The sequence below is a fragment of the Zhongshania antarctica genome, assembly GCF_014202945.1.
In the GTDB taxonomy this organism is placed as follows: domain Bacteria; phylum Pseudomonadota; class Gammaproteobacteria; order Pseudomonadales; family Spongiibacteraceae; genus Spongiibacter; species Spongiibacter antarcticus.
Genome location: NZ_JACHHW010000007.1, coordinates 21,652 through 38,133, shown reverse-complemented (window position 1 = coordinate 38,133; position 16,482 = coordinate 21,652). Strand labels below are relative to the sequence as shown.

Here is a 16,482-nt window from a genome sequence, read left to right as displayed (position 1 = left end):
TACTGTACTTATAAAAAACGATTAAACTGAGTGCAGGTACTTCTGGTAATCCCGAACCCCAAAGTAGCGAATGGATTTTTTCTGTTTGATCTTTTTGGCAATCAACACTTCACCGCAATAGATTTTAAGAACCTGCTTATCGGTATTGGTATCCACATCATAAGAATGCGCGGCATTCTGCTGTAGGTTTTCAAACTCAGTTTTCATGATTAGTATCACATTGCTACCTATGATTGTAAGATCTGAGCAAGTAATCTTCTAAGCAATGCCGGCGGTACGCCGGCAACCAAAAACCGCAGCACTGAATTCTGAATTTAATTCAGCAGACCTTACCTCAAATTCGCTATTCCCACTCAATGGTCGCTGGCGGTTTGCTGCTTACGTCGTAGGCGACTCGTGAAACCTGCTTTATCTCATTGATAATGCGGTTTGATACGGTTTCTAACAGCTCATATGGCAGGTGTGCCCAGCGCGCGGTCATGAAGTCGATAGTCTCTACGGCACGTAGCGCAATAACGTATTCGTAGCGACGGGCGTCCCCTACGACACCAACCGATTTCACCGGCAGGAACACGGCAAAGGCTTGGCTGGTTTTATGGTACCAGTCAGCGCGGTGCAGTTCTTCTAAGAAAATGGCGTCGGCTTCACGAAGAATATCAGCAAATTCTTTTTTCACTTCACCCAAGATCCGCACCCCCAAACCGGGACCAGGGAATGGATGGCGATAGACCATGTCGTAAGGTAAACCTAGTTCTAAACCAATGCGGCGCACTTCGTCTTTAAAGAGCTCGCGCAGTGGCTCAACCAAATCCATTGCCATGTCGTCGGGCAGGCCGCCAACATTGTGGTGAGATTTAATAACGTGGGCTTTACCTGTTTTAGAGGCCGCAGATTCAATTACGTCGGGGTAGATTGTGCCCTGCGCAAGGAAGTTAACATCTTTGAGCTTGGTGGCTTCTTGGTCGAAGATTTCGATAAAGGTATTGCCAATGGATTTACGTTTTTTCTCAGGATCGGCTTCGCCGGCCAGCTTGCTTAAAAACGCTTCTTCGGCATCGACGCGAATAACCTTCACGCCCATATTCTTAGCGAACATTTCCATAACCTGATCGCCTTCGTTTTTACGAAGCAGGCCATTATCAACAAACACGCAGGTAAGCTGTGTGCCAATGGCCTTGTGCAGCAAGGCTGCGACGACTGAACTGTCTACACCGCCAGAAAGACCCAGTAATACCTTTTGGTTACCAACTTGAGCGCGCACTTTGGCAATGGCGTCTTCAACAATATTGGCGGGCGTCCACAGTGCTTCACAGCCACACAGCTTCAAGACAAAATGTTCGAATATGCGCTGGCCTTGTAAGGTGTGAGTAACTTCTGGGTGAAACTGCACGCCGTAGAACTTCTTTGCCTCGCACTGCATCGCCGCAATCGGACAAGATGGCGTAGAGGCCAAAACCTCAAACCCTTCTGGCAAGCGAATGACCTTGTCGCCATGACTCATCCACACATCCAGCAGCGCCTTGCCGTCTTTGCTGTCAATATGGTCGGCAATGTCTGCAGTTAGCGCGCCAGCGGTTTCCAGTTTGATTTGCGCGTAGCCAAATTCGTGAACCGGCGAGCCTTCTACCTTACCGCCCATTTGCTCGGCCATGGTCTGCATGCCGTAGCAAATGCCCAATACCGGTACACCCAATTCGAACACCAATTGTGGCGCTCGTGGCGAACCTGCTTCCGTTACCGACTCTGGCCCACCCGCCAAGATAAAGCCTGAGGGTTTGAATTCATTGATATCGTCATCGCTAATATCAAAGGCGCGAATCTCGCAATATACGCCAATTTCACGAATACGCCGCGCAATCAGCTGGGTGTACTGAGAGCCAAAATCTAGAATCAAAATACGGTGGGCGTGGATATCTGGGATTGACACGGCAATTCTCTCAACAAGGTTCACGGCAAATGTGAACATAAATAAAACAGCAAACCCGCTACGGTAGCGGGTTTGTTAATTCAAAAAAATAATGACCACTACCCCCTAGGTAGGGTAATTGGGCGCTTCTTTGGTGATGCTCACGTCGTGTACATGGCTTTCGTTCATGCCTGCCGAGGTCACCCGCACAAACTCAGGATTGTTGCGCATAGCTTCAATGTCGAGGCTACCGGTATATCCCATGGCTGAGCGCAGGCCGCCCATCAACTGATGGACAATCACGGCCAGCGGGCCTTTATAGGCGACGCGACCTTCAATACCCTCGGGTACGAGTTTCTCGGCGCCATCGTCAGCACTTTGGAAATAGCGATCACTAGAGCCCTGGGTTTTGGTCATTGCGCCGAGTGAACCCATGCCACGGTACGACTTATAAGTACGACCTTGGAATAACTCGACCTCGCCTGGCGCTTCTTCGGTACCGGCAAACATCGAGCCCATCATAATGCAGTTAGCACCAGCAACCACAGCTTTAGACAAATCACCGGAAAAGCGAATACCGCCATCGGCGATGAGCGGTACACCGGTGCCTTTAAGGGCTGCGGCAACGTTAGCAATAGCACTAATTTGCGGAACACCAACACCAGTCACAATACGAGTAGTACAAATGGAGCCTGGACCGATACCGACCTTAACCGCGTCGGCGCCAGCTTCGAGTAGCGCCAAAGCCGCTGCGCCAGTCGCGATATTGCCGCCGATCACGTCCACCTGCGGATAATTTTCTTTAATCCAGCGCACCCGATTTAATACATTCATAGAATGACCATGCGCGGTATCAACCACCAATACATCTACGCCAGCGGCAACCAGTGCGGCAACGCGATCATCGGTATCTGCACTAGTGCCAACCGATGCGCCAACCCGCAACTGGCCCTGGCTGTCTTTACAGGCATGGGGATAAGTCTGGGCGTTGTTCATGTCTTTAACGGTGATCATGCCAGTCAATTTAAAATCGTCATTGACCACTAAGACTTTTTCAATACGGTGACGGTGCAGTAGCTCTCTGGCTACCACCATATCCACGCCCTCTTTAACCGTGACCAGCTTTTCTTTCGGGGTCATCATGCTAGAAACAGGAACGTTTAATTCTTCTTGGAAGCGCACATCACGGCTGGTGACAATACCAACCAGCTCGCCTTTATCGAGAACGGGAACGCCGGAGATTTTATGGCGACGACGTAGCTCAAACAATTCGCTAAGTGGTGCGCTCGCTTCAATGGTGATTGGATCTTTAACTATACCGCTCTCGTGCTTTTTAACCGCGCGCACTTCTTGAGCTTGCTGAGCAATGGTCATGCTCTTGTGAATAATGCCGATGCCGCCTTCCTGAGCGAGGGCAATCGCCAGCGCGCTTTCAGTGACAGTATCCATTGCGGCAGACACAAGGGGAATATTCAGTGAGATATTACGGGTCAGCTGAGTTTTTAGGCTAACGTCTTTAGCGGTAACCTCGGAGTAACCTGGGAGCAGAAGAACGTCATCAAAGGTGAGTGCTTCTTGGGCAATACGTAGCATAAATAGATTCCAATGCCGGTGGCTAGAATCCTCGCAATTTTAAGCGATACCGCCCTCTTAGTAAACCGATTCTTGGCGAACTACCCACTATATCTTGCTACAATAGCGCCATGACTACACAAGAACCGCCACAAACTCTCTCTGTCAGCCAATTAAACGGTTTGGCTAAACAATTACTTGAAGACTGTTTTGCCCAGGTCAACGTGACCGGCGAATTGTCGACCTTATCGCGCCCCAGCTCCGGCCACTGGTATTTCACCCTAAAAGACGACCGCGCCCAAATTCGCTGCGCCTTCTTTAAGGGTAAGAATATGCGGGTTAACTTTAACCCCGAGCCCGGCCAGCAAGTCAGCGTTCGCGGCAAAGTCAGCCTCTATGAAGGCCGTGGTGACTACCAGCTCATTGTCGACAGTATGCAGCAAGCTGGCGCTGGCGCGCTGGCCTTGGCGTTTGAAAAACTCAAGCAAGAACTCTTGGCTGCAGGCTGGTTCGACCCCGAACACAAAAAACCGCTACCGGCCACCATCAAACACGTTGCGGTAGTGACCTCCCCTACTGGCGCGGCTATTCACGACATTTTATCCGTATTTAAACGTCGCTGGCCAACGATGCAAATCAGTGTATTGCCCGTATTAGTGCAGGGTAACAACGCCGCTGGCCAAATTGCCAACGCCATTGCCCAAGCCAACCATTGGGTGCGCACTAAACAGCAAGACTTTGACCTAATACTGGTCTCCCGTGGCGGTGGCTCACTAGAAGATTTATGGCCGTTTAACGAGCATATTGTTGCCGCTGCAATTCACGACTCAGAATTGCCCGTAATTAGCGCCGTGGGCCACGAAGTGGATTTCAGTATTAGCGACTTTGTTGCCGATATACGCGCGGCCACGCCATCTGCGGCAGCCGAGCTGCTTAGCCCAGATCAAACCGAGCTAATCTCTAAGCTGCATTTACTCAAAGGTCGCCTCGCCAAGTCACAGCAATTACGACTACGACGCTGGCAAGAGCAACTCTTGTCATTAAGCCGTCGGGTTCGCGACCCGCGCAGTCAGTTGCGAGAGCAAAGTCAGCGCCTAGATGATTTAGAACTTCGCCTGCAACGGCAGTGGCAGCAAAGCCAGCGTCGGCGCCAGCAGCGCCTTGGCGCGGCCAACCAGCAGCTATCCCTGCTAAACCCTCAGCGCCAGCTTAACAATAAGCAGCGCGACCTTAGCCAGTTGCGCAAGCGCATGGTTAACGCCATCAAGCAAAATCTAAAGCAAAATAAAGCCGCCAGCCTGAACCTTGAGCAACAACTGCGCAACCTAGGGCCCGAGCAGACCTTAAATAGAGGGTATTCTATTATTCAGGATACCAGCGGCCAGATAATCAATAATGCAGACCAACTTAGTACAGACCAAGAGTTGCGTGCAAAATTTAGCCAGGGAACTGCGAAACTGCTGGTTAAATCAAGCACGGCCACGTGAGTTTTAACGAAACAGGAATGACGACTTAACAATTTTATACCGAAGCCAAGAACTTGCCTTCGGTATAAAATTTATATTAATAGCTTTCCGGAAGTTTGCGCTTAATCACAATATGCCGACCTTCAACATCGATGTATTCTCCAATGGTCAGGTCTTTTAATATTCGCGCTACCATTTCGCGGGACGAGCCCACCCGGTCAGCAATTTCTTGCTGAGTGAGTTTTTCATCAATACGCATACTGCCGTCGTCACCCGCGGGCTGGGCCAGATTCGTCAGTACTTTAACCACTCGACCGTACACATCCTGCAAGGCCAAACTCTTGACATCGTTAGTGAGTTTACGAATACGGCGAGTTAAGTTTTTATTGAGGATACGGGTGATATTGGGGTGCATATCCAATATCGCTTTGAAATCCTCCTTGTAAACGATACGTACCTTGGTCGCTTCCATAGCGCGCACCGAGGCTGAGCGCTTGTCGTCATCCAACAAGGCTAATTCGCCAAAGTAGTCACCATCTTCAAGAATATTCAGTACGAAGTCTTTGCCGCTTTTATCGCTGCAATACACTTTAACTCGGCCCGACTCCACAACATAAAGGGAGTCTGCAACGTCGCCCTCGTGAATCAAAACCGTGTTTTTAGCGAAGTCCCGCAACACACTGGTGTCGCGCAAAATTTGGATCTCTTCCGGCATCAGGCCGTCAAATAAATCGACGTTTTCGATACTCATTACCACATTCCCCAAGGACGATAAAACGTGGAGGTTACTATAGCATAGTTGCGTAAGTGGCTGTCTAGGCGGGTTTTACGCTGGACGTCGGAAGTCAGATGTCTGACGCTTAAATATGCACTCTGCATACGTCCGACGCCAGACTTCCGACATCAGACCTACTCTGGTCGCATATGTGGAAACAGCAATACATCCCGAATCGACGGTGAGTCGGTGAACAGCATCACCAAGCGGTCAATACCAATACCTTCACCGGCGGTTGGCGGTAAGCCATATTCAAGCGCGGCGATGTAGTCGGCGTCGTAGTGCATGGCTTCATCGTCGCCGCCGTCTTTCTCGGCAACTTGCGCCATAAAGCGCTCGGCTTGGTCTTCTGGGTCGTTAAGCTCCGAGAAGCCGTTAGCCAGCTCCCGACCACCGACAAAGAATTCAAAGCGGTCAGTCACAAAGGGGTTGCCGTCACTGCGGCGGGCCAGTGGCGAGACTTCGGTAGGATACTCAGTAATGAAAGTCGGCTGATCAAGCTTGTGTTCAACGGTCTCTTCAAAAATCTCGATCTGGATTTTGCCTAAGCCCCACGTGTCTTTGACTTTAACGCCAAGTTTTACCGCAATTTCAGTGGCCTGTACCATATCGCTGAGCTGTTCTGCAGTAATTTCTGGGTTGTACTGCAACACCGAATCAAATACTGACAGGCGGGTAAACGGCTTACCGAAATCGTATTCGCTGCCTTGGTAGGTGATGATGGTCGTGCCCAAGACTTCCTGCGCCGTATTGCGCAGCATGGCTTCGGTCAAGTCCATCATGTCTTTGTAATCGGCATAGGCTTGGTAGAATTCGATCATGGTGAATTCTGGGTTGTGCCGAGTAGAAAGCCCTTCGTTGCGGAAGTTACGGTTGATTTCAAACACCCGCTCTATGCCGCCAACGACCAAACGCTTTAGGTACAGCTCAGGCGCAATACGCAGATACATGTCCATGCTCAGGGCATTGTGATGCGTTACAAACGGCCGCGCGCTGGCGCCGCCGGGAATGACTTGCATCATTGGAGTTTCAACTTCAACAAAGTCTTTTTGCTGCAAGAAATTGCGAATTGAGCTGATCATTTTTGAGCGAATCGCGAAGGTCCGGCGCGAGGTTTCGTTCATGATCAAATCGACATAACGCTGACGGTAGCGGGTTTCTTGATCTGTCAGACCATGGAATTTATCTGGCAATGGTCGCAGCGATTTGGTCAGCAAGGAGGTCTCATGCATATTCACGTAGAGGTCGCCCTTGCCAGACTTATGCACAGGGCCAGTTGCTGAAATAATATCGCCGATATCCCAGGTTTTAATTTCGGTAATCAGCTCAGCTGGCAGGAGCTTTTTATCGACATAAACCTGAATACGACCAGTCATGTCCTGCAGCACCATAAAGGGCCCGCGCTTGGCCATAATACGACCGGCGATGCTAGCCTTGCGATCTAAGACCTCAAGTTCTTCTTTACCCTTCTCAGACAACTCATCTTGCAGGCGCTGGGCGTAGTCTTCACGACGGAAGTGATTAGGGAAGGCATTGCGTTTTTCGCGAATCGCGCTCAGCTTGGCGCGACGCTCGGCGATTAAGCGATTCTCTTCCTGGGCGTTTTCAACTTCGTTGTGGTTATCAGACATATTGGGTTCCTAAGTCGGGCGTCGGAGGTCTGACGTCGGACGTATTAAAAGCAGCGCGCTGCTTATTTGTATTTGAAAATTAAGGCGCCGATCTCAGCGCCCTGCTTAACACTTGTGCGAACTTCTCGTCAGACGTCAGACTTCCGACACCCGACTCAGCCAGCTAAAGGCCGAACTTCAAACTTGCTTCAATAAACTGATCTAAATCGCCATCTAACACCGCATTGCAGTTACTGGTCTGCACATTGGTGCGCAAATCTTTAATGCGCTGATCGTCTAAAACGTAGGAGCGAATTTGACTTCCCCAACCGATATCCGACTTGCTGTCTTCCAGCTCTTGCGCGGCACTATTGCGCTTTTGCATTTCCAGTTCGTAGAGTTTTGCTTTTAGCATTTTCCACGCGCTGTCGCGGTTCTGATGTTGCGAGCGCTGGTTTTGGCACTGCACCACAATATTCGTCGGCACGTGGGTTAAACGCACCGCAGAATCGGTTTTGTTTATGTGCTGACCACCCGCGCCGCTGGCCCGATAGGTATCGGTGCGCACGTCTGATGGATTGATATCAATTTCGATATCGTCATCAATCTCTGGCGATATAAATACCGAGCAAAATGAGGTGTGGCGACGATTGCCCGAGTCAAAAGGCGATTTCCGTACTAGACGGTGCACACCCGTCTCGGTGCGCAGCCAGCCAAACGCGTATTCGCCCTGAATATGAATAGTCGCACTTTTAATACCCGCCACTTCACCGTCTGACAGTTCCACCAATTCAGCTTTGAAGCCCTTGGCCTCGCACCAGCGCAAATACATGCGCAACACCATATTGGCCCAGTCCTGCGCTTCGGTACCGCCAGAGCCTGACTGAATATCCAGATAGCAGTTGTTAGGGTCCATCTCGCCAGAGAACATCCGACGAAATTCAAGAGCGCCCAAGGAGGCTTCCAAGCGGTCGACATCGACCTGCATACCGCTGATGGTGTCTTCGTCACCCTCTTCAACCGCCATATCCAAAAGCTCTTTGCAATCGGACACACCGCTGTCTAATTCATCTATCGTCGCCACTACCGCTTCTAGCGCGGCGCGCTCACGACCCAACTCTTGGGCGCGCTTAGCGTCGTCCCACACTTTAGGGTCGCCCAGCTCGAGCTCTACCTCAAATAAACGCTCTTTCTTGTTAGCGTAGTCAAAGATACCCCCGAAGCACGTCGGTTCTTTCGCTCATGCTTTTTAGGGACTGACGTATCGCGTTGACTTCTAACATTGAAGATTATCCGGTATCACGTGGAAAGGGCGGCATTTTACCTGATGAGCCAGCTCCCGCAAAGCATCGCGGGGGCAATTACTCACAAGGGGCAATTAAGGCGTTCACAGCGAGCGCAGGTGTTCGACCATAAGCTGCAAAGACAGGCGCTCACGAAACAGATTGCTGTCGAGTTTATAGACTAGCTCGACGTATTCAGTTGTGGGGCTGGGCCACACATCGGTGTCGATATTAAAGGCGATAGCGTCAAAAATTTGTTCGCCACCCTGCTCCGGCGCCAAGACCATCTTCAAATGCCGCGCGCCAACAATACGCTGCTGCACGAGGCGAAACCGGCCGTGAAACAGCGGCTCAGGGAAGTTCTGTCCCCAAGGGCCTGCGCCGCGCAGTAATTCTGCCCGCTCTAGCGACAAATCCTCGGCGGTCAATTCGCCGTCACTGTATACCGCGGCAGTCAATTGTTCCGCGCTAGTTAACTCCGCCACAATGGCGTCAAACGCCTTAGCAAATCGCTCGTAATCAGCTTTGGCTAAACTCATGCCCGCCGCCATGGCGTGGCCACCAAATTTATTGAGCAAACCCGGGTGGCGCTTGGCAATTAAATCGAGGGCATCACGCATGTGCAGGCCTGGAATCGAGCGCGCCGAGCCTTTGATTTCTTCACCATCAGCATCGGCAAAGGCGATCACGGGCCGGTGGTAGCGGTCTTTAATCCGCGAGGCAAGTATCCCGACCACTCCCTGATGCCATGTTGGGTCGTAAAGACATATCCCGTTTGGCACCGCCGTGGGGTCGAGCTGCAAATGCGCTAATACCCGCATCGCATCGTCTTTCATGCTTTGCTCTATTGAACGGCGCTCGCGGTTTAAATCGTCTAGCTCGGCGGCCAAATTTAGCGCGGTATCGGCATCTTCAGTAAGCAAGCAGCGAATACCCAGGCTCATATCGTCTAGGCGGCCCGCCGCGTTTAAACGCGGGCCAATCGAAAAGCCCATGTCCGATGCAACTAAGCGGCCAGACTCTTTACCCGCCACTCTCAGCAAAGCCTGTATGCCCGGACGACAGCGACCCGCACGAATACGGCGCAAGCCCTGTTCAACCAAAATGCGGTTGAGGTGCTCCAGCGGCACGACGTCAGCGACGGTGCCGAGGGCGACCAAATCCAGGAACTCGGCCAAGTTAGGTTTAGCGCGCTCGCCAGTAAACCAGCCCCGCTGCTGCAACTCGCTACGCAATGCCAGCAGCACATAGAACATCACCCCTACCCCAGCCAAGGATTTACCAGCAAAGGGGCAGCCGTGCTGATTAGGATTCACAATCGCGGCGGCTTGGGGCAGTGAGTCACCGGGCAAGTGGTGATCGGTAACCAACACCGGAATGCCCAGCTTAGCCGCAGCGGCAACACCGTCGATACTGGAGATGCCGTTATCAACAGTAATAATTAAATCTGGCTGGCGCTCCGCCGCTACCGCGACAATTTCAGGCGTGAGGCCGTAACCGTATTCAAAGCGGTTGGGTACCAAATAATCCACATCCGCCGCGCCCAAGGCCCGCAAGCCCAAAACCGCAAGACTGGTACTGGTTGCGCCGTCGCAGTCAAAATCACCGACAATTAATAGGCGATGCTGCTTTTCGAGGGCATTGGCGAGCAAGGCGCAAGCCTCTGCCATGCCTTTCATTTCTGGTTTGGGTAAATGCTCTAAACCAGATTCCAGATCAGCATCGCGAAACAAGCCACGGCTGGCGTAGAGTCTTTGCAGAAGGGTCGGCACTGCCGCAGAAAATTCTGCGGCGGCGGGTTCACGAAGGATTATCTTGGGAAAGTCTGTCACTACGTTAGGGAGCAAATCATGCGCGAATATTCGCGGCGATCATCGCGTGCACGTCTTCCAGTTTATTGTCGACGACCTCATAGCGCTCGTCCAAATCGAAGAGATCGCTCATGTGGTGGGGTAAGGCTGGCGCCGTAGGGTAGCCCGCTTTCATCACCGCTTCGGGGAATTTAGCCGGGTGCGCGGTGGCCAAAGTGATCATTGGCGTAGCGGTATCACGACGGCATTCGCGGGCGGCCTTAACACCAATCGCTGAGTGAGGGTCGAGCAGATACTCATTGTTTTCATAAACCGAGGCGATCATGGCCACGGTTTCTTCGTCGTTAACACCGTAGCTATCGAACAGACCGCGTACTTTAGCAAACGCCGCATCAGGAATCGAAACGGTCTCGGTATTCATCTTCGTCATTAAATCATCAATGGCGGCACCATCGCGGTCATAGCAGTCAAATAACATCCGTTCAAAATTGCTAGAAACGACAATATCCATGCTCGGCGACAAGGTGTGCTGCAGCTCGTGCTTTTCAAACTTATTACCGCTAATAAAACGGTGCAGAATATCGTTTTGGTTGGTCGCCACCACTAACTGCTCAATTGGCAGCCCCATGCACTTAGCCAAATACCCAGCGTAAATGTCACCAAAGTTACCAGTGGGCACAGAGAAACTCACTGAGCGATCTGGCGCGCCAACGGCGTAAGCCGCGTAAAAGTAGTAAACGATCTGGGCCATAATCCGCGCCCAGTTGATCGAGTTAACCGCAACCAACTGACGACCTTCAGGCAGGAAGCTCTGATCGGCAAAACTGGCTTTCACCATCGCCTGACAGTGATCAAAGTGACCGCGCACCGCAATATTGTGAATATTGTCGCCTACCACCGTGGTCATCTGGCGACGCTGTACTTCTGATACCCGCTGATAAGGATGCAATATGAAAATGTCGATATTGCTGCAGCGCTTGCAGCCTTGGATCGCAGCCGAGCCAGTATCACCCGAGGTCGCGCCCATGATGACGACTTTCTGCTGACGGCGCTCAAGCACGTAATCGAGCAAGCGACCGAGCATTTGCAGGGCAAAATCTTTAAAGGCCAAGGTCGGCCCTTGGAATAATTCCAGTACCCACTCATTGCGATCTAACTGCACCAGCGGCGCTATCGCTGGGTGACGAAAATCCACATAGGTATCGTCAATAATCGCTTTGAGGTCATCATCAGGAATGCAGCCGCCGATAAAGGGCTGAATAATTTGAAACGCCAAATCGGTATACGACAAGGACGCCCACGACGCAATCTGCGCTTTACTGTACTTGGGCAAAGACTCGGGCACATACAAACCGCCATCTGGCGCGAGGCCCGTCAGCAGAACGTCTTCAAAATTCAGGGCGGGCGCTTTGCCGCGGGTGCTAATGTATTTCACGTGCTTTTAGCTCTCAATGTTCGTTAAATTATAGTAGTTAAACGCTTGATGGGAGACGGGAGACGCAAAAGCCGCACTGGCGTTTCCCGTCTCCCGTGCCGCGTAAAGCGGCCTTAACCCGCCAACGACTCCACTCTTATCCGAGTCACTTCACCCACGATGCTTTCCAAGCCTTCGATCTGGCTTACTGCAGCCGACAATTTGGCTTCGATGGTGCGATTGGTCAGGATGATCATGGGCACCAAGTTCGCGCCGTCAGCGGGTTCTTTCTGAATCAGTGCTTCAATGCTGATTCCGCCGTCGCTGAGGATCTGCGCAACTTTAGACAGTACACCAGGCTTATCCACTGCAGCCATGCGCAGGTAGTAAGCGGTTTCGACCGCATCAATCGGCAGTATTGGGTGGGCGCTGAGGGATTCAGTTTTGAACGACAAATACGGTACGCGACTGCTTTGCGACGAGCTTAAGGTGCGTGCCACATCGATAATGTCCGCTACCACTGCAGAGGCCGTGGGTTCGCCACCGGCGCCAGCGCCGTAATACAGGCTAGGGCCAACCGCGTCGGATTGTACTAGCACCGCGTTCATGACGCCGTTTACATTGGCGATCAGACGCTTCTCGGGAATCAAAGTCGGGTGAACTCGCAGCTCGATACCGTCGCTCGTGTCTCTGGCAATACCCAAATGCTTTATACGGTAGCCAAGCTCTTCAGCATAGATCACGTCTTCTTGAGCAATGCGGCTAATGCCCTCGGTGAAGACCTTGTCGAATTGCAGAGGAATACCAAAGGCCAAAGAGGCAAGGATGACCAGTTTATGCGCGGCGTCGATACCTTCCACGTCAAAAGTGGGGTCAGCTTCGGCATAGCCCAGCTCCTGCGCCTCGGCCAGTACGTCGGCAAAGTCACGGCCCTTTTCACGCATTTCAGACAGGATGAAGTTGCCCGTGCCGTTGATAATACCCGCCAGCCACTGAATTTTATTGCCCGCCAAGCCTTCACGCAGCGCCTTGATGATGGGAATACCACCGGCTACAGCGGCTTCAAAGGCAACGGTAACGCCCTTTTCTGCTGCAGCTGCGAAAATCTCATTACCGTGCTCAGCGATCAGCGCCTTATTGGCTGTGACAACGTGCTTGCCGTTGGCAATTGCTTTTAAGACGAGTTCTTTGGCTACAGTGGTGCCGCCAATCAATTCCACCAGAATATCGATTTCGGGGTTTTCAGCCACGGCGAACACATCGCGATTAATCGCCACATCGCCGGTCTCGCACTTGGGGTTATCGCGACGCGAACCAATTTGCGCCACCACGATATCGGCGCCAACCCGAGCAGATATCTCTGCTGCATTGCGCTTCAATACCGCAAACGTGCCGCTGCCCACGGTTCCTAAACCACATATTCCTACTTTGACCGAATCCACTATTGCTCCTTTAAAACATCAGGCAATATCTCGGGCGCTGGAAGCCCGACAATACTGGGACTGGCACGGAAACTGTTAAATTCCAAGCCGAAAGGAGTGCATTTTAGTCAAGCTGGGGCGCTAAGGCTATGGTCTGGGGGGATTCAGGGAGTTTTATTCTCGCGCAATGTGGTTTTAACACGGCAATATCGCTTTCTGGCGGGACAAAAAACAAAAAAAGGCCGCATCTGCGGCCTCTAAACACAAAAAATTCAAATCGCGTAAATTTAGCCTTCAATACGCTCAATGATAATCGCTGGCGCCATACCACCGGCCGCGCACATGGTAACTAGACCACGTTTAAGGCCACGACGCTCTAATTCGTCCAGCAATGTGCCGATCAAAATCGCGCCCGTTGCACCAATGGGGTGACCCAAAGCCATTGCGCCGCCGTTGACGTTGACCTTATCGCGATCCAGCTTCAGATCGCGAATATACTTCTCGGCAACGACGGCAAAGGCTTCGTTGATTTCAAACAAGTCGATATCGTCGATGGTTAAGCCAGCTTTTTTCAGTACTTTCAGGGTTGCTGGCACCGGTGCGTTAAGCATTAAGGTTGGCGAGTCTCCCATATTGGCCATGGCGACGATTTTAGCGCGAGGCTTTAAACCGTGGGCTTTAGCGTATTCTGGCGAGGTCAGCAATAGAGCCGCTGCGCCGTCAACCACACCTGAAGAGTTACCACCGTGGTGAACGTGGCTAATTGTGAGGTCTGGATACACCTTAGCAACCAAACTCGCGTAGGTCGTACCTTCTTCATTTAATGGGTAATTCGCCAAGTCCGGGAATGCCGGCTTCAACTGAGACAAACCTTCCAAGGTAGTACTTGGACGCGGAAACTCTTCTTTGTCTAAGGCCAAAGTGCCATCTTCATGGTAAACCGGCACCAAACTTTTATCGAAGTGGCCGTTTGCGATAGCGTGGGCGGCGCGCTGTTGACTGGTCACCGCCAATTGATCAAGGGCTTCACGGCTAATGCCTTCAAGCGTCGCAATCGCATCCGCACACACGCCCTGATGGGGCTGAGGGTGGCTGTCGCGTAAACGCGTATTGCCGGAATCCATAAACGGCGACATGCCTTTACTATTTTCTGCGTAGGTCGACATCATTTCAGTGCCACCGGCAATCACCACGTCTTCCATACCAGACATGATACTAGCGGCAGCTATGCTGACTACCGTAATACCTGAACCACAGAAGCGGTCTAGGGTTACCGCGCTGGAACGAATATCGTAGCCTGCATCGAGTGCCGCCATACGACCTAAATCGCCGCCTTGGGTGCCGCGCTGGGCACTGGTACCCCAAATAATGTCATCGACATCAGCGGTGTTTAAATTATTGCGCTCGGCAATCGCTTTTAAAACTGTCGCGCCCAACTGCTGGGGGTGAATGCCCGCCAATGCGCCCTTACCTACTTTACCAATACCGCGCGGGGTGCGGCAGGCATCTATAACCCATGCTTCGCTCATATTCAAAACTCTCGTTATAGGCGAGAACGCAAATCCTCGCCATGTTATTTTTGGATTTGCTGGCTAGAGAAACCTTACTTACCCTGCCAATTAGGCGCACGTTTTTCGGCAAAGGCCGTTGCACCTTCTATTGCATCGTGGCTGGTAAATACCACAGTAGCCACTTCGGTTTGCTTGGTGTACATATTATCGTTAGTCCAGTCTTGGGACTCATCGATAACCTGCTTACTCTTAATGACGGCCAACGGACCGTTCGCGGCGATCAGTTTAGCCATGGCTTTTGCACCATCAAGTGCGCAGCCGGGCTCTACCACTTTATTTATCAAACCAAGCTCGTAGCCACGAGCTGCATCAATAAATTCTCCGGTCAGCGCCATTTCTTTAGCAATACGCGAGGGAATTTGACGAGGCAGGCGCATTAAGCCGCCAGCTGCTGCAACCAAACCACGCTTAACTTCCGGAATACCAAATTTGGCATTGTTTGCCGCCACAACCAAATCACAGGTGATCGCGATTTCAAATCCACCAGCTAAGGCATAGCCTTCGACAGCAGCAATCAACGGCTTTTTCGGGGGAGCTTCAACCAAGCCAGCAAAACCACGCCCTGGAATCACTGGCATCTCGCCAGTGACAAACGCTTTTAAATCCATACCCGCGCAAAAGGTATTATCTGCGCCAGTAATAATAGCGCAGCGAATGCTGTCATTGCTGTCAAGTTCGTCCATTGCTGCAGCTACGCCTTTTGCAACAGCCAAATTCACCGAGTTCTTTGCCTTTGGACGGTTTAAAGTTATAAGCATCACGCCGTCTTCAACACTTACCAATACTTCATCGCTCATTTGCAAATTCTCCTAATCAATTATTAAAATACTTACTATCAGCCAAAATCGAACATTAGCGGCCGTTAAAAACTGGGCTGCGCTTCGCCATAAATGCCGCAATTGCCTCGGCCGCGTCTTCGCTAGCAAAGCACTGATTCTGAGCTTTCGCCTCGGCGGCCATGGTTTCACTAAAGGACTGTGTACCGGCATTGCGAAGCAAGGTTTTTGCTTCGCGCAGCGCTATTGGCGCACGCTGGGCTAATGCTTCAGCCCAGGCCTGAGCGGTTGCTAAAACCTCACCCGCATCAGCGAGCTTAGTGACCAAACCCAGCTCCAAACAACTTGCCGCATCGAGCCTGCCGCCCTCGGCTATAAGCTGAAAAGCACGCTGATAGCCCAAACGCCGCAGTAAATTCCATGTCGCCCCACCATCCGGCACCAGCGCTACATTGGTAAAGGCCATCACCATACTGGCGTTATTCGCCATTACCGATAAATCGCAGTGCATGGCAAAGGCGGCGCCAATACCGGCCATAACGCCAGGAATCGCCGCGATCACGGTTTGATCCATGGTTTCAATCAAGCGCAAAATGGGGCCGTACTCATCGAGCAACTGGCGTTCGACACTTTGGCCATCCAGCGGACCTTGCGTCAAATCAGCGCCAGACGAGAAACCGCGCCCATTAGCCCCAAGCACCACAACGCGGATGTCAGACATTGCTGACACTTGCGTAAAACATGCAAGTAATTCTGCGCGCATCTCACGATTGAAGGCATTCAGGGAATCGGGTCGATTTAAGCAAATAGTGGCAACATGACCATTGATGGTCATTTCAACCGTGGAATTTACGTTCATCGCTCGCCTCTACTTTTA

At 51.7% G+C, this 16,482-nt stretch carries 13 protein-coding genes; 1 reads left to right on the top strand and 12 read right to left on the bottom strand.

Annotated elements, in window-relative coordinates:
• Positions 1–21 precede the first annotated feature (21 nt).
• The 3 genes from HNQ57_RS13065 to guaB form a co-directional block, all read right to left on the bottom strand.
• Positions 22–207 carry a hypothetical protein gene (locus HNQ57_RS13065; RefSeq protein ID WP_184463691.1) on the bottom strand — a complete coding sequence of 62 codons (186 nt, stop codon included), beginning with the start codon at positions 205–207 and terminating at the stop codon, positions 22–24.
• Between the two features lie 136 nt (positions 208–343).
• Positions 344–1,966, bottom strand: coding sequence for a glutamine-hydrolyzing GMP synthase (gene guaA / locus HNQ57_RS13060; RefSeq protein WP_221301716.1), 1,623 nt, complete (start codon positions 1,964–1,966; stop codon positions 344–346).
• A gap of 66 nt (positions 1,967–2,032) precedes the next feature.
• The gene (guaB, locus tag HNQ57_RS13055; RefSeq protein WP_184463687.1) at positions 2,033–3,499 is read right to left on the bottom strand and encodes an IMP dehydrogenase; all 1,467 of its coding nucleotides are present in this window, start codon (positions 3,497–3,499) and stop codon (positions 2,033–2,035) included.
• A 110-nt stretch (positions 3,500–3,609) separates the two neighbouring features.
• On the opposite strand from guaB, the gene xseA reads away from it, so the two are divergent.
• Positions 3,610–4,965, top strand: coding sequence for an exodeoxyribonuclease VII large subunit (xseA, locus tag HNQ57_RS13050; protein ID WP_184463686.1), 1,356 nt, complete (start codon positions 3,610–3,612; stop codon positions 4,963–4,965).
• Between the two features lie 76 nt (positions 4,966–5,041).
• On the opposite strand, the gene HNQ57_RS13045 is transcribed toward xseA, so the two are convergent.
• The 9 genes from HNQ57_RS13045 to HNQ57_RS13005 form a co-directional block, all read right to left on the bottom strand.
• Positions 5,042–5,695: a Crp/Fnr family transcriptional regulator gene (locus HNQ57_RS13045; RefSeq protein ID WP_184463684.1), complete on the bottom strand. Its 654-nt coding sequence runs from the start codon at positions 5,693–5,695 to the stop codon at positions 5,042–5,044.
• Positions 5,696–5,853: 158 nt separating this feature from the next.
• Complete coding sequence (lysS, locus tag HNQ57_RS13040; RefSeq protein WP_184463682.1) at positions 5,854–7,350, bottom strand: lysine--tRNA ligase; 1,497 nt, start codon at positions 7,348–7,350, stop codon at positions 5,854–5,856.
• Positions 7,351–7,513: 163 nt separating this feature from the next.
• Positions 7,514–8,612 (bottom strand): peptide chain release factor 2 gene (prfB, locus tag HNQ57_RS13035; RefSeq protein WP_184463680.1). Its coding sequence is split into 2 segments (ribosomal slippage): positions 7,514–8,536 and positions 8,538–8,612, totalling 1,098 coding nucleotides; the frame shifts between segments, so codons are not numbered across the junction.
• 104 nt (positions 8,613–8,716) lie between these two features.
• The gene (recJ, locus tag HNQ57_RS13030) at positions 8,717–10,444 is read right to left on the bottom strand and encodes a single-stranded-DNA-specific exonuclease RecJ (RefSeq protein WP_226968221.1); all 1,728 of its coding nucleotides are present in this window, start codon (positions 10,442–10,444) and stop codon (positions 8,717–8,719) included.
• 16 nt (positions 10,445–10,460) lie between these two features.
• Positions 10,461–11,858, bottom strand: coding sequence for a threonine synthase (gene thrC, locus HNQ57_RS13025; protein ID WP_184463678.1), 1,398 nt, complete (start codon positions 11,856–11,858; stop codon positions 10,461–10,463).
• A gap of 113 nt (positions 11,859–11,971) precedes the next feature.
• Complete coding sequence (locus HNQ57_RS13020; protein WP_184463676.1) at positions 11,972–13,279, bottom strand: homoserine dehydrogenase; 1,308 nt, start codon at positions 13,277–13,279, stop codon at positions 11,972–11,974.
• Positions 13,280–13,545: 266 nt separating this feature from the next.
• Positions 13,546–14,787, bottom strand: coding sequence for an acetyl-CoA C-acetyltransferase (locus HNQ57_RS13015; RefSeq protein ID WP_184463674.1), 1,242 nt, complete (start codon positions 14,785–14,787; stop codon positions 13,546–13,548).
• A 74-nt stretch (positions 14,788–14,861) separates the two neighbouring features.
• Complete coding sequence (locus HNQ57_RS13010; protein ID WP_184463672.1) at positions 14,862–15,626, bottom strand: crotonase/enoyl-CoA hydratase family protein; 765 nt, start codon at positions 15,624–15,626, stop codon at positions 14,862–14,864.
• A 55-nt stretch (positions 15,627–15,681) separates the two neighbouring features.
• On the bottom strand, positions 15,682–16,464 hold the full coding sequence (locus tag HNQ57_RS13005) for an enoyl-CoA hydratase/isomerase family protein (protein WP_184463670.1): 783 nt from the start codon (positions 16,462–16,464) through the stop codon (positions 15,682–15,684).
• Between the last annotated feature and the right edge of the window lie 18 nt (positions 16,465–16,482).